Origin of the sequence: Pseudoxanthomonas sacheonensis (assembly GCF_010093305.1) — a bacterium.
Lineage (GTDB): Bacteria > Pseudomonadota > Gammaproteobacteria > Xanthomonadales > Xanthomonadaceae > Pseudoxanthomonas_A > Pseudoxanthomonas_A sacheonensis.
Genome location: NZ_PDWS01000006.1, coordinates 49,969 through 72,474, shown reverse-complemented (window position 1 = coordinate 72,474; position 22,506 = coordinate 49,969). Strand labels below are relative to the sequence as shown.

Below are 22,506 nucleotides of genomic sequence, written 5' to 3'. Positions count from 1 at the left end.
CGCCGCTCCCACCACCCAATGGGCAATCTCAGCAGGTGAGAAAGCAGCGCGGTGAACTGTGGCCCCTTCCCCACAGCCTCCGCCATGCCGCCTGCCCAGGCCCTAGCCAAACGTACTGAAGACGACGAACACCGTCTTTCCACTCTCCCCGACGGGCAGTTGAGCCGCGATGGCAGGCTGCTGACCGAGCGCTTGTCCAAGCGCTATGCCGACCGCATCACCGGCAACTTCATGATTCCCGGACGCGAAGGGCGGTACGCGCCGATTCCCGATGACGTGCCGGAAGCATTGAAGACCGCCTTGCGGGCGCGCGGCATCGAACGGCTGTACAGCCATCAGGCCGAAGCATGGAAAGCGGCGCAGGATGGCGAGCACGTGGCCATCGTCACGCCGACGGCGTCGGGCAAATCGCTTTGCTACACGCTGCCGGTGGTGGCCGCGGCCATGACCTGCAATGCCAAGGCGCTATACCTGTTCCCGACCAAGGCGCTGGCGCAGGACCAGGTGGCCGAATTGCTGGAGCTCAATCGCGCCGGCGAACTGGGAGTGAAGGCTTTCACTTTCGACGGCGATACGCCCGGCGACGCGCGGCAAGCGATCCGCCTGCATGGCGACATCGTGGTCAGCAATCCGGACATGCTGCACCAGGCCATCCTGCCCCACCACACCAAGTGGGCGCAGTTCTTCGAGAACCTGCGCTACGTGGTCATCGACGAGGTGCACACCTATCGCGGCGTGTTCGGCAGCCACGTCGCCAACGTGCTGCGCCGGCTCAAGCGCATCTGCGCCTTCTACGGCGTGCGGCCGCAGTTCATCCTGTGCTCGGCGACCATCGGCAATCCACAGGCGCATTGCGAGGCGCTGATCGAGGACCGCGTGCACGCGATCACCGAATCCGGCGCGCCCACCGGCGACAAGCATGTGCTGCTGTGGAACCCGCCGGTGGTCAACGCCGACCTGGGCCTGCGCGCCTCGGCGCGTTCGCAGAGCAACCGCATCGCCCGCATTGCCATCAAGTCCGGATTGAAGACACTGGTGTTCGCACAGACGCGGTTGATGGTGGAGGTGCTGACCAAATACCTGAAGGACGTGTTCGACCACGATCCGCGCAAGTCGCCGCGCATCCGCGCCTACCGGGGCGGCTACCTGCCGACCGAACGCCGCGCCGCCGAGCGCGACATGCGCGCCGGCAGCATCGACGGCATCATCGCCACCTCCGCGCTGGAACTGGGCGTGGATATCGGCAGCCTGGACGTGGTGGTGTTGAACGGTTATCCCGGTTCGGTGGCGGCCACTTGGCAACGCTTCGGCCGCGCCGGGCGACGACAGCAACCGTCGCTGGGCGTATTGGTGGCCAGTTCGCAGCCGCTGGACCAGTACGTGGTGCGGCATCCGGATTTCTTCGCCGATGCGCCGCCGGAACACGCACGCATCGCCCCGGACCAGCCGCTGATCCTGTTCGACCACATCCGCTGCGGTTCCTTCGAACTGCCGTTCCTGGTCGGCGAGGCATACGGTCCTATCGATCCATCCGTGTACCTGGAAGCGTTGGCGGAAACCGAAGTGGTGCACCGCGAAGGCGAACGCTGGGAATGGATCGCCGACAGCTATCCGGCGCAAGCGGTGAGTTTGCGCTCGGTGGCCGACGGCAACTTCGTGGTCGTGGACAAGACCGACGGACGGCAAACGATCCTTTGCGAAGTGGATTACTCAGCCGCCGCGCTGACCCTGTACGAAGGCGCCATCCATATGGTGCAGAGCACGCCGTACCAGGTGGAGCGGCTGGACTGGGAAGGCCGCAAGGCCTACGTCACCCGCACCTTCGTCGACTACTACACCGACAGCATCGACTTCACCAGGTTGAAAGTGCTGGAGCGCTTCGAGGATTGCGAAGCCGGCAGCGGCGACAGCGTCCACGGCGAGGTGCACGTGGTCCGGCGCGTGGCCGGCTACAAGAAGATCCGCTACTACACACACGAGAACATCGGCTATGGACCGGTGAATTTGCCGGACCAGGAATTGCACACCACCGCAGTCTGGTGGCAACTGCCGCAGGCGGCGCTGCTGAAGGCGTTCGCATCCAGGCAGGATGCCCTGGATGGTTTCCTGGGCGCCGCCTATGCATTGCACGTGGTGGCGACGGTGGCGGTGATGGCCGATGCGCGCGACCTGCAGCAATCGGTCGGCAACGGCGATGGGGCGTGGTTCGCGACCCAGGACGGCAAGGGCAACGGCCGCGCGCAGGATGATGAGGGGAAAGCGGTGCCGATGGTGGAAAACTCATCGGCGGACGTGCAGCAGTTCGTACCGACCGTGTATCTGTACGACAACTTCCCCGGCGGCGTGGGCCTGAGCGAACCGTTGTGGCGGCGGCAGGCCGAACTGGTGCAGCGTGCGCGCGAACTGGTAGCCCATTGCGATTGCGTTGCAGGTTGCCCGGCGTGCGTGGGGCCGGTGCTGGCGATCAGCGAAGGCAAGCAATCGGCGACGCCGAAGTCGCTGGCGCTGGAAGTGCTTGGACTATTGGGAAGTGAAATCGATGCGTGATGCCAGTAGGAGCGACGTGAGTCGCGAAGGACATTTTGTTCGCTGCGATATGCCGAATCGTTTCTCAGGGAGGAAGACGTCGCGACCCACGTCGCTCCTACGCATGGCATTCGGGATCGCCGCGTGAGTGTATCGCTGGAAAAGCTGCGGGCGTTGAAGCGGGAGGCTGGCGCTCTTGCTCCCTCCCTTTGCGAAGCAAGAGGAGCTCGAAGCCGCGACGAGCGGCTCAGGGGGAGGGGTGCTCTCGGCGCGAAGTCGTCCGGAGACTTTACGTCGAGTGATGGGAAAAGCAACAACAAGGTCAAGAACACCCCTCCTCAATCCTCCCCTGCGCTTCGCGCAAGGGAGGAGGCTGGCCCGTCGCTCGCGGATGCATTGCGTATCTCTGCGGCGCGGCCTGCTTCGCAATCCATCGATAAGTTGCGAAAGCTGCTGGGCCTCCGCGAAAAGAACTCCGCTTCGCCGCGCTCACACAAATCCACCGACCGCGAAGTCCCGGGAGAAGAAATCTCCCCAGGCCTGCGCCTGATCGAAACCCACTTGCCCATGCCCGCGCCGGACTACGATCTCCCATTGGCGTTCGCCAAGCGCCACGACCAATCGGTGAACCCGCGCAACCTGCTGTTCTTCGACACCGAGACCACCGGCCTGGCCGGCGGCACCGGCACCCGCGCCTTCATGATCGGCGCCGCGGATTGGCATATCGACGGCCGGCATGGCGACGGCTTGCGCGTGCGCCAGCTGCTGATGACCACGATGGCGGCCGAATCGGCGATGCTGGAGGCGTTCGCCGGCTGGCTGCAGGAAAAGGACACCGTGCTTTCCAGCTACAACGGCCGCTGCTACGACTCGCCCTTGCTGAAGACGCGTTACCGTCTGGCGCGCAAGGGCGATCCGATCACACCGCTGGACCATGTGGACCTGCTGTTCCCTACACGCCGTAGATATAGAGGCACTTGGGAGAACTGCCGCCTGGCGACGATCGAGCGCGAACTGCTGCGCATCGTGCGCGAGGACGATCTGCCGGGTTCGGAAGCGCCCGCGGCCTGGCTGAATTACCTGCGCGGCGGATCGGCGCGCAACCTGCGGCGCGTCGCCGCGCACAACCACCAGGATGTGGTGACGCTGGCGTTGCTGATGCTGCGGCTGGTGGAGGTGGAAGCTGTGGGTGAGGAGATCGTGGCTATCGCCGAGGCGCCTTGATTTCTCCCTTCTCCTCCGGCGGCGCCTGCAGGGTGCGTAAGGAGAACGTTGGGTCAACGTGCCCTGGCCTTGGTTGGGTCCGGCCGTCGTGAAGGGGGAAGCCTCCGGTTAACGCCTTGCGAACGCCGGATGCAGGATGCTTGAATCAGCCCATCCTCTTCTCCGGAGCCACGCATGTCCCGACTTCTGCTGCCAGCCGCCGCCTTGCTGACCCTGTGCCTCGCCGCCTGCACGCCCAAACCCGACGAACAGGAGCAGGCTCTGGCCCAGTCCGAGGAACGCGCCGAGGAAGCCGCACAACCGGCGCCGCCGACACCGCCGGCGGCGGCCACGGCCTGCGACGATTCGCAGGCGCAGTGGGCGGTCGGCAAGAAAGTCACCGAGGCCGAGGTGGAACAGGCGCGCAAGGACAGCGGCGCCGGGACCGTGCGCACGCTCAAGCCCAACCAGGCGGTGACGATGGAATTCAACGCCAACCGGCTCAACCTGGACCTGGACGACGCCGGCACGGTGACCGCGATCCGCTGCGGCTGACAACCGCAGCCTTGCTGTGGAGTACGCCATGACAAAACCAGAACCTTTCCTTGTCGCTCCAGTCCTGACCCTGGCGCTGTCCGCGTGCGCGCAGGTTCCCGCGCCGGACAGCGCGGCTCCGCCGCCGGCACCGGCCGTGGACGCTACCTCTTCCGCGCATTGCGACGCAGGCAAAGTCGCCGACGCGGTCGGCCTGCTGCCCACGCCGGAAACGCAGGAGCGCGCGCGCACCGACGCCGGCGCCGAAATTGTGCGCGTGCTCAGGCACAACCAGCCCATCACCAAGGAATTCAGGATGGGCAGGCTGAATCTGGTGCTGGATGCCGAAGGCAAGATCGCCAGCGTCAACTGCAGTTGATTCCAGTCCGGCAACGCCCGGAGAAAAAGTTGCCGATGTAACTAACAGGGCCGCATCCCGCTCGTGTTGCGGCACCGCAACATCTATGTTCTAGTCGGGTTTCCGGAGACATTCAGTAGCGCCGCTTGCGCAGGGCGCGGTGTCGCCGTCACTTCGCTGATCGGCACGCGCCGGCCAGCCTTTATCCGGTTGAGAAAAACGATGGCCCCCAGCCACAGCCAGGGACTCTACGATCCGAACGACGAACGCGACGCCTGCGGTTTCGGCATGGTCGCGCAGCTCGATGACCAGCCATCGCGTTCGCTGGTGGATACCGCCATTTCCGCGCTCTCGCGCATGACCCACCGCGGCGGCGTCGCCGCCGATGGCCTCACCGGCGACGGCTGCGGCCTGCTGATCCGCAAACCCGATGCGTTCCTGCGCGCGCTGGCGAAGGAAGCCGGCCTGAGCGTCGGCCAGCGCTACGCGGCCGGACTCGTGTTCTTGCCGCGCGATATCGAACAGTCCGCGCAATGCCGCGCCGTTCTTGCGGAAGAATTCCAGCGCGCCGGCGTCAAGCTGCAAGGCTGGCGGGTGCTGCCCACCGACGACTCGGTGTGCGGGCAACTGGCCAAGGACACGTTGCCGAATATCGAGCAGGTCTTCGTCGACGCCGGCGAAGGCCACAACGACGACGCCTTCGCGCTTGCGCTGTTCCTGGCCCGCCGCCGCGCCGAACAGCGCCTGCGCGAGTCGCTACAGGGCGACGGCGCCGCCGACTTCTACGTGGTCACGCTCAGCCCGCACGCCATCGGCTACAAGGGCATGGTGCTGCCGGACAAACTGTCCACCTTCTTCCCCGACCTGCAGCGCAACGACCTGGCCGCCAGCGCGGTCGTGTTCCACCAGCGCTTCTCCACCAACACCTTGCCGCGCTGGCCATTGGCGCATCCGTTCCGCCTGCTCGCCCACAACGGCGAAATCAACACCATCGAAGGCAACCGCCGCTGGGCGCAGGCGCGCAGCAAGGTGTGGAAGACGCCGCGTTTCGACATCGCCGAATTCGACCCGGTCATCTCCATGCACGGCTCCGATTCGCAGAGCCTGGACAACATGCTGGAGCTGATGATCGCCGGCGGCATGGACCTGCTGCAGGCGCTGCGCATCCTGGTTCCGCCGGCCACCCAGTCGCTGGAATTCAAGGACCCCGACCTGGCCGCGTTCTACGAGTTCTACGGCCTGAATACCGAGCCGTGGGACGGCCCGGCCGGCATAGTCGCCTGCGATGCCCGCTACGCGGCCTGCATGCTGGACCGCAACGGCCTGCGCCCGGCGCGCTGGCTGTTGACCTCCGACCGCCATTTCCTGGTCGCTTCCGAAGCCGGCGTGTGGGAACTGCCGGCCGAGCGCATCACCCGCAAGGGCAAGCTGGGCCCGGGCGAAATGATGGCCATCGATCTCAAGCGCGGCGATCTGCTGGACAGCGAGGCCATCGACCGCATCAACCGCGGCCGCGCGCCGTACAAGCAGTGGCTGCAGCACGGCGTGACCTATCTGCAGACCGAACTGATCGACCCTTCGCTGGTCGAGGAGCCGTTCGACGAGAAGACCCTGCGCAGCTACCACAAGCTGTTCCAGCTCACCAACGAGGAAATCGAGTTCGTACTGCGGCCGCTGGCCGAGACCGAGCAGGAAGCCACCGGCTCGATGGGCGACGACACGCCGATGGCGGTGCTGAGCCGGCAGACGCGCCCGCTGTACGACTACTTCCGCCAGGCCTTCGCCCAGGTCACCAATCCGCCGATCGATCCGCTGCGCGAAGACTGCGTGATGTCGTTGACCACGCAACTGGGCAAGGAAACCAACATCTTCCACGCGGGCCCGGAAACGGTGAACCACGTGATCCTCAATTCGCCGGTGCTGTCGCAACGCAAGTTGCGCCAGCTGCTGAAGATGCAGCCGTACGACGAGAAGAACGCGCTGATCGACCTGTCCTATTCGCACGAAGAAGGATTGAAGGCCGGCATCGAACGCATCTGCGCCCAGGCCGAGCAGGCCGCGCGCGACGGCATGGTGATGCTGCTGCTGAGCGACCGCTACCCGGTGGCCGAACGGCCGATGGTGCACGCCCTGCTCGCCACCGGCGCGGTGCACCACCACCTGGCCCGCGTCGGCCTGCGCTGCGACGTCAATCTGATCATCGAAACCGGTACCGCGCGCGACCCGCACCACATCGCCTGCCTGCTGGGTTTCGGCGCCACTGCGGTGTATCCGTACCTGGCCTACCAGACGCTGTTCGATCTGGGCCGCCGCGGCATCCTACACCTGAAGAAGGGCGGCGAGCAGGCGCAGATCGGCCGCAGCTACCGCAAGGGCATCTACAAGGGCCTGTCCAAGATCATCTCCAAGATGGGCATTGCCACCATCGCCAGCTACCGCGCCGCGCAGCTGTTCGAGATCGTGGGCCTGCAGCCGGACGTGATCGATCTGTGTTTCCCGGACACCGCCTCGCGCGTGGGCGGCGTGGATCTGGCGCGGCTGGACGTGGAGGCGCGCCAGCTGACCCGCAACGCCTGGAACGACCTGCACAAACAGGAGATCGGCGGCCTGCTCAAGTACGTGCACGGCGGCGAGTACCACATGTACAACCCGGACGTGGTGATGTCACTGCAACACGCCACGCGCACCGGCGAACCCGCCGACTGGCAGAAATACGCCGACTTCGTGCATGCGCGCCCGCCTTCGGCCTTGCGCGATCTGCTGCAACTGAAAAAAGCCGACGCACCGACGCCGTTGGATCAGGTCGCCGACGCCAGCGACCTGTTGCGCCGCTTCGACACCGCCGCGATCAGCCTGGGCGCGTTGTCGCCCGAAGCGCACGAAGCGCTGGCCATCGCCATGAACCGCCTGGGCGGCCGCAGCAATTCCGGCGAAGGCGGCGAAGACCCCGCGCGCTACGGCACCGCCAAGCGCAGCAAGATCAAGCAGGTGGCCTCAGGCCGTTTCGGCGTCACTCCCGAATACCTGGTCAATGCCGAAGTGCTGCAGATCAAGGTCGCGCAGGGCGCCAAGCCCGGCGAAGGCGGCCAGCTGCCGGGACACAAGGTCAACGAGATGATCGCGCGGCTGCGCTACGCCAAGCCGGGCATCGGTTTGATCTCGCCGCCGCCGCACCACGACATCTATTCCATCGAGGATCTGGCCCAGCTGATTTTCGACCTGCGCCAGGTGAATCCTTCCGCGCTGATTTCGGTGAAGCTGGTGTCGCATGCCGGCGTCGGCACGATCGCGGCGGGCGTGGTGAAAGCGGGCGCGGACCTGATCACCATTTCCGGCCACGACGGCGGCACCGGCGCCAGCCCGTTGAGTTCGATCCGTTACGCGGGCGTGCCGTGGGAACTGGGCGTGGCCGAATCGCACCAGGCGCTGGTCGCCAATCAATTGCGCGACCGCACCGTGCTGCAGACCGACGGCGGCTTCAAGACCGGCCTCGACGTAGTGAAGGCTGCGCTTCTGGGCGCGGACAGTTTCGGTTTCGGCACCGCGCCGATGATCGTGCTGGGCTGCAAATACCTGCGCATCTGCCATCTGAACAACTGCGCCACCGGCGTGGCCACCCAGGACGAGCATCTGCGCGCCAAGCACTTCACCGGCCTGCCGGAACGGGTGGAGAATTTCTTCCGCCTGCTCAGCGAGGAAGTGCGGCAGTGGCTGTCGTATCTGGGCGCGCGTTCGCTGGACGAAATCGTCGGCCGCACCGACCTGCTGCAGCAACTGGACGTGTCGCCGCGGCCCGGCGTGCATGTGGATCTGTCGCGGCTGCTCAAGCACGTGCATCAGGACAGCGGCCACTGCGCCGCGCAGCGTCTGTACGAATCGCCGGACAGCCTGGCCACGCAGCTCGACGGCCTGATGGCCAAGCCCATCGCCGACAAGTCGGGCGGCGACCAGCGCTTTCTGATCCACAACACCGACCGCTCCATCGGCACGCGCCTGTCCGGCGCCATCGCCCGCGCGCACGGCAACCTTGGCATGAGCGACGCGCCGTTGCAGCTGCGTTTCCGCGGCACGGCGGGGCAGAGCTTCGGCGCGTTCAACGCCGGCGGCCTGTTGATGGAGCTGGAAGGCGAAGCCAACGACTACGTGGGCAAGGGCATGGCTGGCGGCCGTCTGGTGGTGCGTCCGCCGCGCGGCGCGCGTTTCGAGGCGCGCAATACCGCCATCCTGGGCAACACCTGCCTGTACGGCGCGACCGGTGGCGAGCTGTTCGCCGCAGGCCGCGCGGGCGAACGTTTCGCGGTGCGCAACTCCGGCGCGCTGGCAGTGATCGAAGGCGCCGGCGACCACTGCTGCGAATACATGACCGACGGCATCGTCATGGTGCTGGGCAGGGTGGGCCTGAATTTCGGCGCCGGCTTCACCGGCGGCCTGGCCTACGTGCTGGACCTGGACCGCGATTTCGTCGACCGCTACAACCACGAGCTGATCGACATACACCGCATCTCGCCGGAAGGTTTCGAAAGCCACCGCCAGCATCTGCACACGCTGGTCACGCGGCATCGCGAACTCACCGGCAGCATCTGGGCGCAGCAGATCCTGGACGAGTTCCGCGACTACGTGGGCAAGTTCTGGCTGGTCAAGCCGAAGGCGGCGAGTCTGGAGTCGTTGACGGAGTCGTTGAGGAGAGCGGCGTGATGTGCGATCCCCTCTCCCGCTTGCGGGAGAGGGTTAGGGTGAGGGGCTTTTCGCGAAAGGCTCCCTCATCCGCCCTTCGGGCACCTTCTCCCGCAGGCGGGAGAAGGGTTATTTCAAAGTTTTCTGTGGTATCGGAATTTCAATGAGCCGCAAACAAGTCTTCCAATTCGTAGAACTCCCCCGCCAGATGCCCCAGCGCATCCCGCTGGAATTGCGCACCAATGGCGACTGGGGCGAGATGTACGGCAAATTCGCCCTGCCCGAGGCGCAGCACCAGGCCGGGCGCTGCCTGGACTGCGGCAATCCGTACTGCAGCTGGAAATGCCCGGTGCACAACGCCATCCCGCAGTGGCTGCAGCTGGTGCAGGAAAACCGCATCGACGAAGCCGCCGCGCTCTGCCACACCACCAATCCGCTGCCGGAAATGTGCGGCCGCGTGTGTCCACAGGATCGCCTGTGCGAGGGCAGCTGCACGCTGGAGGACGGCTTCGGTGCGGTCACCATCGGCGCAGTGGAGAAATACATCGTCGATGCGGCGCTGGAAAAGGGCTGGCGCCCGGACCTGAGCGCGGTGGTGGCCACCGGCAAGCGCGTGGCGGTGATCGGCGCCGGTCCCGCGGGGCTGGCCTGCGCCGATGTGCTGGCGCGCAACGGCATCCACGCCGTGGTATTCGACCGCTACGAACAGATCGGCGGGCTGATGCAGTTCGGCATTCCCAGTTTCAAGCTGGAGAAGAGCGTGATCGCGCGTCGCCGCCAGGTGCTGGAAGGCATGGGCGTGGAGTTCCGCCTGGGCGTGGAGATCGGCAAGGATCTGGGCATAGAGGAACTGCTGGCCGATTACGACGCGGTTTTCCTGGGCACCGGCGCCTACCGCTACACCGATGGCGGATTGCCCGGGCAGGACCTGAAGAACGTGCTGCCGGCATTGCCGTTCCTGGTGCAGAACGGGCGTATCGTCGGCGGCAACGATCCCTGGGGCCGGCCTATCGCCGGTTGGGAAGACACCATGCAGCTGCCGGACATGAGCGGCAAGCGCGTGGTGGTGCTGGGCGGCGGCGACACCGGCATGGATTGCGTGCGCAGCGCCATCCGCCTGGGCGCGGCCAAGGTGACCTGCGCGTACCGGCGCGATGAAGCCAACATGCCCGGCTCGGCGCGCGAGGTGGCCAATGCGCGCGAGGAAGGCGTGCGTTTCCTGTTCAACCGCCAGCCGCTGCTGATCGAAAGCGATGGCGACGACCGCGTGGCCGGCGTGCGGGTGGTGGAAACGAAACTCGGCGAACCCGATGAGCGCGGGCGCCGCAATGCGGTGCCGATCGAAGGCAGCGAATCGTTGCTGGAAGCGGACATCGTCATCATCGCTTTCGGTTTTTCGGCCACGGTGCCGGAGTGGCTGGCCGCGCAGGGCGTGGAAGGCAGTCCGAACGGACGTATCGTGGTCGGTGGCGGCATCGCCGACGGGAGCGGACGCCTGCCGTTCCAGACCACCAATCCGAAACTGTTCGCCGGCGGCGACGCGGTTCGCGGCGCGGACCTGGTGGTCACGGCGGTGGCCGAAGGTCGCGATGCGGCCGGAAGCATCGCGAGCATGCTGCTTTCCTGAACTTTGCGACGGGCTCCACTGCCCGTCGCAGTCCACGATGCTAAGGTCGTTGCGTCGTGAACGGAGAAATCGATCATGCGCTTGCATGCTCTTCCTCATTGCCGGATCGCCATCGTCGCTTGCCTGCTCCTGCTGTCGGCCAACCTGAGTCCGGCTTCGGCGCAAACCACACGTGTATTGGAATACGCCGGAGTCAATCTGGCCGGCGCCGAATTCAATTCGTCGAAAAAACCCGGCGTGCTCTACAAGGACTACACCTACCCCAGCGAGTCGGACTACGCCTACTACGCTTCCAAGGGCATGAACGTGATCCGCCTGCCGTTCCTGTGGGAACGGCTGCAGCCGCAGGCCAACGGCGCGCTGGACAGCCAGCAGCTGTCCTATCTGCAGACCGCAGTGAAGCGGGCCAAGGCGCAGAATCTGCGCGTGGTGCTGGACGTGCACAATTACGCCAGGTATTACGGCAGCCGGATCGGCACGGCGGAAACTCCGGTCGCGGTCTTCGCGGATTTCTGGAGTAGGCTGGCCGCCGAATTCAAGGACGACGACTCGGTGATCTTCGGCCTGATGAACGAGCCCAACGGCATCGACGCCAAGAGCTGGGCCGATGCCGCGCAAGCCGGCTTGAATGCTATCCGCGCTGCCGGCGCGAACAATCTGGTACTGGTGCCGGGCACCGCCTACAGCGGCGCCCACAGCTGGAACGGCGCCTGGTACGGAGGCACGTCCAATGGCGAGGCGCTGCTGGTGATCACCGACCCCGCCAACCGCATCGCGTTCGAGGCGCATCAGTATCTGGACGCGGATTATTCGGGTACTTCCGGCCAATGCCAGAGCGAGCAGATCGGTGTGCAGAAGCTGCAGGGTTTCACTGCCTGGCTACGCGAGCACCACAAGGCAGGTTTTCTGGGCGAGTTCGCCGCTGGCAGCGATCCGGTGTGCATGGCTGCGCTGGAGTCGATGCTGGAGTACATCGAAACCAACGCCGATGTGTGGCTGGGTTGGACTTACTGGGCCGGTGGCGCGTGGTGGAAGCCGGACTATCCGTTCAATGTGCAGCCGGACAAGGAAGGCAACGAGAAGCCGCAGATGACGGTGCTTTCGAAGAAGGCGCATCAGGTTACGGATTGATTCGGGAAGTCCGAAACGCCCCGTGATGCTGTACAGATATCGCCGCAGAGCTGCGGTGATATCTCAAATGTCCGCAGTTCAATCCATCTTTCTCAAATCATCTTCCTGGCTTTCACGTCTCGGAAGACGGGAAAGTATTGGCCATGCTACGCAATTTATTGATATTGACCGTGAGTGTCGTCAACGCAGATCATCTGATCCCGCCTCATATTGGGGGCCAATATAGTGTTGGGACTTACACCCATCACTCAGGAAGACTGATGAGTATCTTTGATATTTTCCGCAGAAAACCGAAAATGCCCGCCTCACTTGAAGAGGGCATGGCGTCCCAAGCAAATGATTTCATCGAAGCATTTCGCGGAGATGGCTCCCCAATTGACGCGGATAAACTCGACTTTGGTAGAGAATCTATAACGTTGGTTGATAAGGTTCTTCAGGATTTCTACTCGCAGAAGGCGCCGCTTCCAGAAGACCTTCATTTTCTGGCCTCAGCCTATGTATTTGAGTGTGCCAGAAGACAGTATGGCGGGAGGTACTTAAGAGGCGACGAGCAGAATCCATTCGTTCTCGTCATTGGGGAGCCAGATTGTCAGATTGGATTCTGTGCCATGGGAAAAGTACATGGGCGTGCCACCAATGGTCCGGAAGACAATTTGCAATTTTTCTTCGATGGAATTGAAGATCTGTTTCGCAAGAAGCTTGATGCGACCTTGATTTAGTCGCATAAGATCTACTAGATAGTTCAATCCAAGGCCGCTTCGCGGCTTCTAACTATTTTTTAGGTTAGACCTCATGTCAGAGTGACGTAGCCTGGGTAGAGCGCAGCGGCTTTCAACGGCGAATCTGGTCAAGCCGGGGCTTTTGATCTGACATACAGATGCCCCATGTAGCCAGTCCACTTCGATAGACAACTCTGGAACGGCGGTGTTCCGATATCGGCGTCCCTACAGAGTTCTCGCAAGCACGACAGTTTATTAGATAGGGTCTAAAGTAATGTTACGAAAGAAGCGGCCCAGTGAGGGGGTGCTGCGCGAAGACGCAGACCAGGTAGACGCCGAAGGGTTTGTTGCGCCCACAATTGGAGCACTTGAACATGCGCTCTATTTTACCAATGCGGCGTCTGTCTCTGAAAAAGCGAATCAAGTACTTAACAGTGGTCGGCTGCTACTTCCCGGCGTGGTAGTCGTCTGGGACGAGACCAGCGGACGTCGAAAAGGTGCGAAAGCTATACCAAAGGCTTGGTGGGCTACGCATGGATCACTCACAGTAGCATTCGCCTTTGCCGTTGGTACCATCGTCGATTCTCACGACGAACTTACTCGCGCAGCCGCAGCTGTGATTAGGGTTCTCAGTTCATTCCAGCCGCGACTTCAGGTTAGCTTCTGCGCGCCAAACGCCCTGGAGATAGCTGGCAAAAGGGTTGGACGAATCAGTATGGAGTCAAACTCCCACGCTGATTTGATAGTTGTTCAACTGAACTGCGTGACGGATTTTTCTAAAGCGCCGGCTACGATTAGCTCATCAGCTTGTCGGCTAGTTGATTTTATCGATGTAAAACAGCTTCCCCTGCAGGAATCTGGAACTTTGCCCAACACTGTGTTAACACGACTTATGGCTGAAATTCCCAACGAGTTTGGCTTGGACGACTAAGTTACGCAGCCTGGCTAGAGCGAGCGCAGTGACGTAGCCCGGGTAGAACGCAGCAGCTTTCAAGAGTTCCCCATGCACATTTTCCAAATTCTGGTTTCTGAACCAGCGGTTCTTGACCGCCCACTCGCGGATGAGTCGTTCGCAGACGGAGCTTCCTGATGGATACCATGACCAACCGCCTCGATCTAAGAACAGAGATAGTAAAGACGATCCCGCTGGACCATGGACTGATCAGCACGATGCGGATCGAGCACTTCGACAGCGAGAGACTTGCCGTGATCGGTCAGCTCACGGCAGATCCGTATTCGCCGGCCATATACACGCTTGATCGAAGCGGCAAAATAATCGACGCTCCCCTCATCGCCGAGTTGGAGCATTCGACTTACAGCTACCCATGGTTTCGCTGGACAACCGGCGTGGCGATCTTCGATTCCCATCTTTGCCACCACTGGCCCGATTGGCGTTCTGACCGCAAGAAAACGTATCGAGTCCGCAATTGGGAGATTTTGCGGGATGATCAAAAGATCATAAAAAACGACGGCAAGTTTCGACGGATGCCGGCCATCCTTTCTGTTCACCAACTGTCCGGCAGTCAATTTTTGGTGAAACTCTCTGATTCTGGTTTCGTACGAGTAGGGCGGTATTTCACCATCCTTGAGTTCGATGGACAGGACTTCTTTTGGAACTCTCCTCTCTGCGAGTTGGAAGACCGAAAAATTCTGGATGCAATGGGCGGAAATCTTCCTCCGCTTGTGAGTTTCCTGAACCTCCGTGGATTGACTCTCATCGGGGACCAGATAATTGCCAATACGATAGGGGGTGAGTCGACAAAGGCGACCCTTGCAAGAGGTGACGCCAACTACATCGTCCGGTATGGCATCAAGCAAGATCATAAAACGTGGGTCGGCCCTGTTCCCGGCAAAGAGCAGGAAGAAGCACCGTCAGTCAGCCGATTCGAGGCCGAGTCGGTGGTGTCCTTGCCGCATGGCGCATTGCAGGTCAGTCACTGCAATCAGTACTGTGCGATAAGACCTCCAAAAGGAAATGGAATTATTCTTTGCCGCCTTGATAACGGGGAGCCATTCGCTGAGTTTTCGTTGACGGCGAAGCAGAATCTGTCCGGTCTGGATGAGAAGAAGGTTGACGTGCTGTTCAATGGCGCCGACGTGATTGCCTATAGCTCAAGTGCAATCAATTGGTGCAGCATCTTGGCTCCCAAGAATGCATCGCTTCCATTTTCTTGAAGACCGGGCGCGCGTGGACCAGCAGCGGGCTACGGTGCTTCGATCCGCCGGGGCCTGCATGAGGTAAAGTCTGGAAATTCATTCAAACCGAACCCACTTTCTCGACTCGGCTTGGTCCAGGTAGGTTCGCAAAGGCGCGTCAATGGCACTCACCGTACAACAGGGCTATGTGCCCGGCTGCATCGGGCGCATTACCGAACTCCACGCCGACTACTACAGCCGACTTGTCGGGTTTGGCCTTCCCTTCGAGGCGAAGGTCGCCGGCGGGTTGGTCGCTTTCTTTGAGCAGTACCAGGCCGGGCGCGATGGAATCTGGCTGGCCGTGGAAGGAAACAGAATACAAGGATCCATCGCCATAGACGGGTCGCGCGCCGAGGAAGAAGGCGCGCACCTTCGCTGGTTTATCGCGTCCGAGGAAACGCGCGGGACAGGAATCGGAAGCAGACTGATGGACCACGCCATGGAACATTGCATTGCGCAAGGCTTCCGCCGCGTGTATCTGTGGACCTTCGAGGGCCTGGAGACCGCCAGGCATCTCTATGAAAGGCACGGCTTTCGGCTTGTTCACCAGCAAGCCGGCGATCAATGGGGGAAGCTGGTCAATGAGCAGCGTTTCGAAAGGCATGCCTGATAATCCATTCAAGCCCAAGCCGCTTCGCGGCCCGGATCAATTCAGTCCTTAGGCCCTGCATGAAGCTCCTCTACACGACAAGCAGTCTTTCTTTTACCCAGCTCATCTGCCTCACCTTCGACCGCGAGGAGATTCCCTACTACTCCTCGGACACAGATCCGGCCACTTCCGGACTCGGGTCGCCACTCATGATTCGCCAATGCCGCATCTACCTGTTGCGCGATGAGGATTGGGATCGCGCAGTCGATCTTCTGCACGAGCTGGGGGCTTTCTCCGAGGAAGAGCTCTCTGCGCCACCGCCTGCAAAGAAAGCGCCAATGTGGGTTATGGTTCTGATTGGCGTCGTCGCAGCCTTGTTTCTAGGGGCCGCGCTAGGCGACTGAAGGCAGTGCCTGACCATTCCCCCCAAGCCGATCGCTTCGCCGACTGGCTTGACCCGGATAGCAAGGCTCCAAACGGATCATCACCGATGCCTCGAAAAAGCAGAATGAGCTATGCGCTTCCGGCGGTGATCTACATCCTGCTCATCGGCACCGTATTCTCGCCGGACGTGCAGCCCGTGCTTGCCAAAGCTTTCGGCCGTGAACCGTTCGGGTTTCCGGTGGCGTGGGTGGTCGCAGCCGTCCAGGCCATTGTTCTGTTTCCTTTCGTGTTCGCCGTGCACCACTTCATGCTGATTGCCGGGCAGGCCGCCGCTGACGGCCGCAGCATCGGAAAGGTCGGTCTGCTGGTGTACGCCGCAAGCGTCGGAAAACTCCACCCGCAGTTACGGCGGTCGCAGATAATTTCCGTGGCCGGCCTGGTCTATTTCGTTCTGATCTGCGGCGCTTGGATCGCCTACGCCGACGCCAAAGGCATTTAGGCCGGCGCCGTGATCGTAAAGCCCGCCCATGACACGCCCTGGGGCGGTTACGCAGGATACTTCCAAGATCCCGACCAGCATTTGTGGGAAGTCTTGTGGAATCCGCAGCTGCTGCCCGAGGATTGAGGTCCAGAACTCTTTCAAGCCGAACCCGCGGAGCGGGCCGGCCCGATTCGCGCGTTGATGCCGCCCTCTCCCAGTCTCATGCCTGGATTGCGATCTCCTCGCGACGCGCACGTCCGTACCGCGTAGAATCGCCGGCCCCCGCGCGCAAGCCCCCATCCCCCATGAGAATCGGCATCGACTTCGGCACCAGCTACTCGGCTGCGGCAGCGCGCATTGGCGGGCGGCTGGAGCACATCCGCTTCGGCGGACTGCCGCAGTTCCGTACCGCGGTGTTCTTCCCCACCACTTTGCCAGACCCGGCCGATTTCCGTCTGACCACCGCGCTGGAAGGCGAAGTCGCGGCGCTGGTGCGGGCGGCCAAGGCCGAGCAGACGCGCAGCGGCGTGATACCGCGCAGCGATGCGCAGCTGCACCGCGATGCCGTGCAGATAGTACGTCGGCAATGGCTGGAGGCGCAGAGGCAGGAAGCCGAGGGCGCGGCGGCGGATCTGGACGATGCGGTATTCGGCGAGGACGCCATCGACCGTTACCTGGAAGAAGGCAGCGGCCACCTTGTGCAGTCGCCAAAATCGATGCTGGGTTACGACCTGCTGCCGCGCGCGCGGAAGACCATCACCGGCATCGCCGCGCAGATTCTTGAACATATTCGCCTGACCGCCGGCGGGCAGCTGGGCACCGAGGTGCGCCTGGCCACGATCGGGCGGCCGGTGCGCTTCCGCAGTTCGCTGGGTCCTGCAGGCGGCGAGCAGGCGCTGGATATCCTGGCCGAAGCCGCGCAGATCGCCGGTTTCGAGGCGGTGGACTTCCTGGAAGAAACCGCCGCCGCCGCGCTGCATTACCACACTGGCAGCGATACCCGGCATTCCACGCTGGTGGTGGATGTCGGCGGCGGCACCACCGATATCGCCCATGCGCAGGTCGGCGGCAGCCAGGCGCCGGTGATCCATCGCGCCTGGGGCCTGCCCAATGGCGGCACCGACGTGGACCTGGCCCTGAGCATGGCCCACTTCATGCCGCTGTTCGGGCGCGGCGATACCCGCGTGCCCGCGCATCATTTCGTGGATGCGGCCATGGTCCAGGACATGCCGCGCCAGCGCGCCTTCCACAAACGCGATTTCAGCGAAGTGCCCGCGCCTTACAACGCGCGGCTGCGGACCTTGCAGCACGACGGCGGCACCACCCGTTTGTATCGCGCGGTGGAGTCCATGAAGATCCGGCTCAGCGAACAGGACGACAGCCGGCATGCGCTGGACTATATCGATGCGGCATTGTCGGTCGCCGCCAGTCGCGAGGACCTGCGGATCGCCAGCGTGGATTTCCTGAGCCGGCTGGAACGGCTGCTGCGCGAAGTGGCGAGCGAGCTGGAAGCGCGCCCCGACAGCATTTTCCTGACCGGCGGCATGTCGCGCGCGCCGTATGTGCAGGCGGTCGTGCGGGAAGCATTTCCCAATGTGAGATTGGTGTTCGGGGATCCCTCGCTGGGAGTCGTTTCGGGTCTGGCCGATCACGCGCCGGGCGGGTTGAACTGATTTCCGGCCGGCGTTGACCGCCCGCCGACTCGCCGCTGCGTATTGGTATGTTTTCGCGTCGGCGTTCACCTTGGTCAGCGAAGGTCTTCACTCAAGTCATGAAGCCGTGCCTAAGCGCTCGCCTTCGGCTAAAGTTACAACCAGTCGCCACCCCACTCCGGTTCAGCTGAATTCAGGCGTTATTCGCCAGGGAGATTCTGTCGCATGCGTTTTATTGCCCCCCTCCTACTTGCTTTCGCATTGGTGCCGATGAGCGCGGTCGCGCAGCAGGATCCAGCGGCACGTAGTCCCTTCGTCGTCGAGCAGACTTATTGGATCAAGCCCGGCAAAGAGCTGCAGTTCATCGGCTTGTTCGAGAAGAACCGGATCCCGCTTTTGCGCGCCAAGATAAAAGACGGCCGTATTCTATGGGCGCGCTTGTCCAGGCCACGCTTCAACTCTGCCAACGAGCAATGGGATCTGCGGGTCACTGTCGCCTGGCGCGACGCGGACAGCGCCGTAGAGCCTGTTGCGCAGGGGAAGACGCAGCTGACCACGGAGCAGCAGATCATCGAAGAACTTGTCGTGGAGCGCACCGACGTGCCCATTCAAGAGTGGAATGTGAACATCAGCAGCAACTGACAGTCCATCCAAGCCTGGCCGCCTGGCGTGCCAGCTCATTTCAGGCGTTGATCGCCTTGAGGATTCAATGACCGACCGACTCTTCGTCTACGGTTCGCTCGCACCCGGCCGCCCGAATGCGCATGTGCTGGCTGAGGTTCCCGGCACCTGGGAGACCGCGACAGTCAGAGGCGCGTTGCGTCAACAAGGCTGGGGAGCGGCGATCGGCTATCCGGGCATCGTGGTGGATGAAGGCGGCGGCGAGGTCGCGGGATTCGTCTTTTCCTCCGGTGAGCTGGGCGCGCATTGGACGCGGCTCGATCGGTTCGAAGGCGAAGGTTATGTGCGCATGCTGGTTCCGGCAAAGCTCGAAACCGGCACTGTTGTCCAAGCCTACATTTACGCCCTCAGTGGAAACGGCCTGTCCCGGAGCCCGTCTGGCGACAGCTAAAGAAGATCCGAGCAAGTCGAATGTCATCCCGAGCGTAGCGAGGGATCCGATTTTTTCCCGAAAAAAGCAGATCCCTCGCTACGCTCGGGATGACAGAATTAGACTGTCTTCTCCTACACCCACGGATTCCCCCATGCGCCTGGGCCTCGCAGCCAATCGCCTACACCATCAGAACCAGGACGCGGCCCTGTTCCGCTGGTTGCGCGCCTGCGAAGCCGGCATCCGCGAACTGAAGCTGGGCCTGCATGCGATCGGACGTACCCACGACGCCATCGCCGCGGCCGGCATGCTGGCCCACTATCCTGGTCTGCGGCGTTATCCCTACGGTCGCGAAGGCGGCCTGATGAAGCTGGTCGCCGAAGTGGTGGGCCTGGAAGGCGCCGAGCGCAGCCTGGATGGCGCCATCTACCTGATCGATCCGGTGGACCCTTCCTCCATTTTTCCGGAAGCGATCGCGCTCAAGCGCCAATGCGTGATCCATGGCAAACCCTTCCTGTCCACGATGGCCTCTGCGCACGACTGGATCGAGATGGAGCGCATCCACGCCGGCTTTGCGCCGGACCCCGGCGCGGACCGCTTCCACGCGCTGGAAACGCAAACACTGGCGCTGATCGCGCACGATGCGATGAAGCCGCAGATGCTGGCCTTCGCGGCGGAGCATTTCGATACGCTGTCGCGTTTCGCGCACCGGATCGCCACCGGCACCACCGGCCAGCGCCTCAACGAACTGGCCTGGAGCCTTGGCTGGCCGCAGGACCGCCTGTGGGCCGAACGCTACCAGAGCGGGCCCATGGGCGGCGATGCGCAGATCGCCGACCGCGTGCTGGAGCGCCGGTGCCAGCGCGTGGTCTTCTTCGAAGATCCGCATGTCGCCCGGCAGCACGAAGCCGATATCCAGTTGCTGGAGCGCGCCGTCACCACGGTGACCGACGATGCGGTCTGCACGACCTCGCCCGCCGTCGCCCGTCGCTGGCTGCAGGCGGTCGCGCTGCGTGCCGGTCGCGGCGCCTGACATGGCCGGTTCTTCTTCGTCGCGCCTGCTTCGCGATTTTTCCCTTTCCGCAGTCGCCGCCGGTTTCGTCACCGTGCTGGTGGGCTTCACCGCTTCGGCGGTGATCGTGTTCCAGGCTGCGCAGGCGCTGGGCGCATCGGAAGCGGAGATCGCTTCATGGATGTGGGCGCTGGGCCTGGGCATGGGCCTGACCTGCATCGGCCTGTCGCTGCGCTACCGCATGCCGGTGGTGACGGCATGGTCCACGCCCGGCGCGGCGATGCTGATCGCCAGCACTGCGGGGTTGCCCTATCCGGAAGTGATCGGCGCCTTCGTGCTCTCGGCTCTGCTGATGGCCATCGCCGGCTTCAGCGGCGTGTTCGAGCGCAGCTTGAACCGCATTCCGGCCTCGCTGGCCTCGGGCATGCTGGCCGGCGTGCTGCTGCGCTTCGGACTGGATGTGTTCGTCTCCATGCAAACCCAGCTGGGCATGGCCTTGACCATGTTCGTGACCTATCTGTGCGGGCGCCGCCTGTTCCCGCGCTATGCGGTGATCGTTACGCTGTCGATGGGCATCGCCATCGCCGGCGCGACCGGCTTGCTGCATGCTGGCGGAGTGCGGCTGGAATTCGCACGCCCCGTGTTCACCCTGCCGTCGTTGTCGTTGGCTTCTGTGTTCGGCATCGCGCTGCCGTTGTTCATCGTCACCATGACCTCGCAGAACGTACCGGGCGTGGCCGTGATCCGCGCTTCGGGTTATGAGGTGCCGATTTCGCCTGTGATCGGCTGGACCGGCGTGGCCAACGTGCTGTTGGCGCCGTTCGGCGCGTTCGCCTTGAACCTGGCCGCGATCACCGCGGCGATCTGCATGGGCCGCGAAGCGCATCAGGATCCGGAGCGCCGTTACGTGGCCGCGGTGTTCGCCGGCCTGTTCTATGTGCTGGTCGGTCTGTTCGGCGCCACGGTCGCTGCGGTGTTCGCGGCGTTCCCGAAAGAGCTGGTGATGGCCATCGCCGGGCTCGCGCTGTTCGGCACCATCGGCAACAGCCTGGCGGCGGCGATGCGCGAGGAAAGCGATCGCGAACCGGCGCTGATCGCATTCCTGGTGACGGCTTCGGGCATCTCGCTGGGCGGGATCGGTTCGGCGTTCTGGGGACTCGTCGCCGGCGCGGTCACCTTGCTGGTGTGGCGCCGAAAAAATCATCTGAACGCGTAGGAGCGACGTGAGTCGCGAAGGCATCCTTCTCGCTCATCTATCGCAATCATTCCATTCATGCGCGGTTTGAAGCTATCGATTCGCGACTCACGTCGCTCCTACGCGCCCACGCGCCCTTTCCGTTTGCATTCGCTCAGCAATGTGCAGAGGGCGTGAGTTCATGCGGCAGTCCGATATACAGCGGCACACTCGCTGCTCATTCCAACGCGGGAGAAATCCATGCGCAAGTTCCAACCACGAATATTGTTGCTGTCTGCCGCACTGGTCGCGTCGGGAGCGGTCCTGGCGCAAAGACCCAAGGCCGATGCGCTCACCGAACCTCAAGTCCGCGCACTGCTGACGGAGAAGGGCTATACCCGCATCGACGATCTGGACTTCGAAGACGGCGCCTGGGAAACCGACGCCACCAGCGCCGATGGAAACCGTGTCGATGTGCGTGTCGATCCTGCCAGCAAGCGTATTTTCGCCGAAGCGCTGGTGTCCACGCTGAGCGAAGACGATGTCAAGGCCAAACTTTCGACGGCCGGCTACTCGAAGGTGCATGACGTCGACTTCGACGACGGCGTGTGGAAAGCCGAAGCCGAACGCGCCGACGGCAACGATGTCGAGATCCATCTCGATCCGAAGGATGGACACATCCTGCACGTAGAAAACGACTGAGTCCCCGCGACTCGCGAACAAGGAGAAGGCCGCAGCGATGCGGCCTTCTCTTTTTGTGAGGACCGGGCTGGCGCAGAGACGGCTTGCAATCCACAATGCCCTCACCCGGAGGACACCCCATGTTGAAGCGCAGCCTCATCGCCACCCTGCTCGCCGTCAGCGCGGCCGCCAGCGCCCAGACCGCGCCAGCGCCTGCGTCGCCCAAGGTCAGTCCATCGCTATACGCGATCAATTCGGCGGCGCTGGCGTCCGCCATGACTTACTGCAGCACCAAGCACGGCAACCTGCTGACCGGATCGCCGGGCCAGGCCTGTTTCATGAAGGCACGGCAGATATTGGCCAGTTACGGTTTGAAGAGAGTTTCCGCCGACGTCGACGAACGTTGCGGCAATCCCGCGACCTTCAATACCTGCCTGACGCCCGAAGTGGGCAAACTGGTGTACGCACTGAACGCTGAGTTCGTGAAGCAGGGCTTGTGACCTGCCTTTCGTAA

20 protein-coding genes and 1 pseudogene are annotated in these 22,506 nt (G+C 63.0%); all 21 read left to right on the top strand.

What is annotated here, in order from left to right:
• The first annotated feature begins 84 nt into the window (after positions 1–84).
• The 21 genes and pseudogenes from CSC73_RS07320 to CSC73_RS07225 all read left to right on the top strand — a co-directional run bounded on the left by CSC73_RS07320 (position 85) and on the right by CSC73_RS07225 (position 22,492).
• Positions 85–2,547 (top strand): DEAD/DEAH box helicase, encoded by a 2,463-nt coding sequence (locus tag CSC73_RS07320; RefSeq protein ID WP_163839789.1) that lies wholly within the window; start codon positions 85–87, stop codon positions 2,545–2,547.
• 270 nt (positions 2,548–2,817) lie between these two features.
• Positions 2,818–3,750 (top strand): annotated as a pseudogene (locus CSC73_RS07315) (ribonuclease H-like domain-containing protein); the annotation flags it as partial.
• A 174-nt stretch (positions 3,751–3,924) separates the two neighbouring features.
• Positions 3,925–4,284 (top strand): I78 family peptidase inhibitor, encoded by a 360-nt coding sequence (locus CSC73_RS07310; RefSeq protein WP_163839787.1) that lies wholly within the window; start codon positions 3,925–3,927, stop codon positions 4,282–4,284.
• Between the two features lie 28 nt (positions 4,285–4,312).
• Entirely contained in the window at positions 4,313–4,642 is a 330-nt protein-coding gene (locus tag CSC73_RS07305; protein ID WP_163839786.1) for an I78 family peptidase inhibitor, read from the top strand.
• 201 nt (positions 4,643–4,843) lie between these two features.
• On the top strand, positions 4,844–9,316 hold the full coding sequence (gltB, locus tag CSC73_RS07300) for a glutamate synthase large subunit (RefSeq protein ID WP_163839785.1): 4,473 nt from the start codon (positions 4,844–4,846) through the stop codon (positions 9,314–9,316).
• A 142-nt stretch (positions 9,317–9,458) separates the two neighbouring features.
• Positions 9,459–10,922: an FAD-dependent oxidoreductase gene (locus CSC73_RS07295; protein ID WP_163839784.1), complete on the top strand. Its 1,464-nt coding sequence runs from the start codon at positions 9,459–9,461 to the stop codon at positions 10,920–10,922.
• A 75-nt stretch (positions 10,923–10,997) separates the two neighbouring features.
• Entirely contained in the window at positions 10,998–12,053 is a 1,056-nt protein-coding gene (locus CSC73_RS07290) for a glycoside hydrolase family 5 protein (protein WP_163839783.1), read from the top strand.
• A 260-nt stretch (positions 12,054–12,313) separates the two neighbouring features.
• Positions 12,314–12,772: a hypothetical protein gene (locus CSC73_RS07285; RefSeq protein WP_163839782.1), complete on the top strand. Its 459-nt coding sequence runs from the start codon at positions 12,314–12,316 to the stop codon at positions 12,770–12,772.
• A 274-nt stretch (positions 12,773–13,046) separates the two neighbouring features.
• On the top strand, positions 13,047–13,703 hold the full coding sequence (locus tag CSC73_RS07280; RefSeq protein WP_163839781.1) for a hypothetical protein: 657 nt from the start codon (positions 13,047–13,049) through the stop codon (positions 13,701–13,703).
• Positions 13,704–13,861: 158 nt separating this feature from the next.
• Positions 13,862–14,947: a hypothetical protein gene (locus tag CSC73_RS07275; protein ID WP_163839780.1), complete on the top strand. Its 1,086-nt coding sequence runs from the start codon at positions 13,862–13,864 to the stop codon at positions 14,945–14,947.
• Between the two features lie 142 nt (positions 14,948–15,089).
• The gene (locus tag CSC73_RS07270; RefSeq protein WP_163839779.1) at positions 15,090–15,578 is read left to right on the top strand and encodes a GNAT family N-acetyltransferase; all 489 of its coding nucleotides are present in this window, start codon (positions 15,090–15,092) and stop codon (positions 15,576–15,578) included.
• A 59-nt stretch (positions 15,579–15,637) separates the two neighbouring features.
• Entirely contained in the window at positions 15,638–15,961 is a 324-nt protein-coding gene (locus tag CSC73_RS07265) for a hypothetical protein (protein ID WP_163839778.1), read from the top strand.
• Positions 15,962–15,966: 5 nt separating this feature from the next.
• Positions 15,967–16,440 carry a hypothetical protein gene (locus CSC73_RS07260; RefSeq protein WP_163839777.1) on the top strand — a complete coding sequence of 158 codons (474 nt, stop codon included), beginning with the start codon at positions 15,967–15,969 and terminating at the stop codon, positions 16,438–16,440.
• 9 nt (positions 16,441–16,449) lie between these two features.
• Positions 16,450–16,566 carry a VOC family protein gene (locus CSC73_RS18650; RefSeq protein ID WP_425502285.1) on the top strand — a complete coding sequence of 39 codons (117 nt, stop codon included), beginning with the start codon at positions 16,450–16,452 and terminating at the stop codon, positions 16,564–16,566.
• Between the two features lie 161 nt (positions 16,567–16,727).
• Positions 16,728–18,095 (top strand): Hsp70 family protein, encoded by a 1,368-nt coding sequence (locus tag CSC73_RS07255; protein ID WP_163839776.1) that lies wholly within the window; start codon positions 16,728–16,730, stop codon positions 18,093–18,095.
• A 204-nt stretch (positions 18,096–18,299) separates the two neighbouring features.
• Positions 18,300–18,716 (top strand): hypothetical protein, encoded by a 417-nt coding sequence (locus CSC73_RS07250; RefSeq protein ID WP_163839775.1) that lies wholly within the window; start codon positions 18,300–18,302, stop codon positions 18,714–18,716.
• A 67-nt stretch (positions 18,717–18,783) separates the two neighbouring features.
• A complete protein-coding gene (locus CSC73_RS07245) occupies positions 18,784–19,146 on the top strand; it encodes a gamma-glutamylcyclotransferase family protein (RefSeq protein ID WP_163839774.1) in 363 nt (120 codons plus the stop codon).
• Between the two features lie 133 nt (positions 19,147–19,279).
• On the top strand, positions 19,280–20,158 hold the full coding sequence (locus CSC73_RS07240) for a methylglyoxal synthase (protein ID WP_163839773.1): 879 nt from the start codon (positions 19,280–19,282) through the stop codon (positions 20,156–20,158).
• Position 20,159: 1 nt separating this feature from the next.
• Entirely contained in the window at positions 20,160–21,353 is a 1,194-nt protein-coding gene (locus CSC73_RS07235; protein ID WP_163839772.1) for a benzoate/H(+) symporter BenE family transporter, read from the top strand.
• A gap of 219 nt (positions 21,354–21,572) precedes the next feature.
• A complete protein-coding gene (locus CSC73_RS07230; protein WP_163839771.1) occupies positions 21,573–22,013 on the top strand; it encodes a PepSY domain-containing protein in 441 nt (146 codons plus the stop codon).
• 119 nt (positions 22,014–22,132) lie between these two features.
• The gene (locus CSC73_RS07225) at positions 22,133–22,492 is read left to right on the top strand and encodes a hypothetical protein (protein WP_163839770.1); all 360 of its coding nucleotides are present in this window, start codon (positions 22,133–22,135) and stop codon (positions 22,490–22,492) included.
• Positions 22,493–22,506 lie beyond the last annotated feature (14 nt).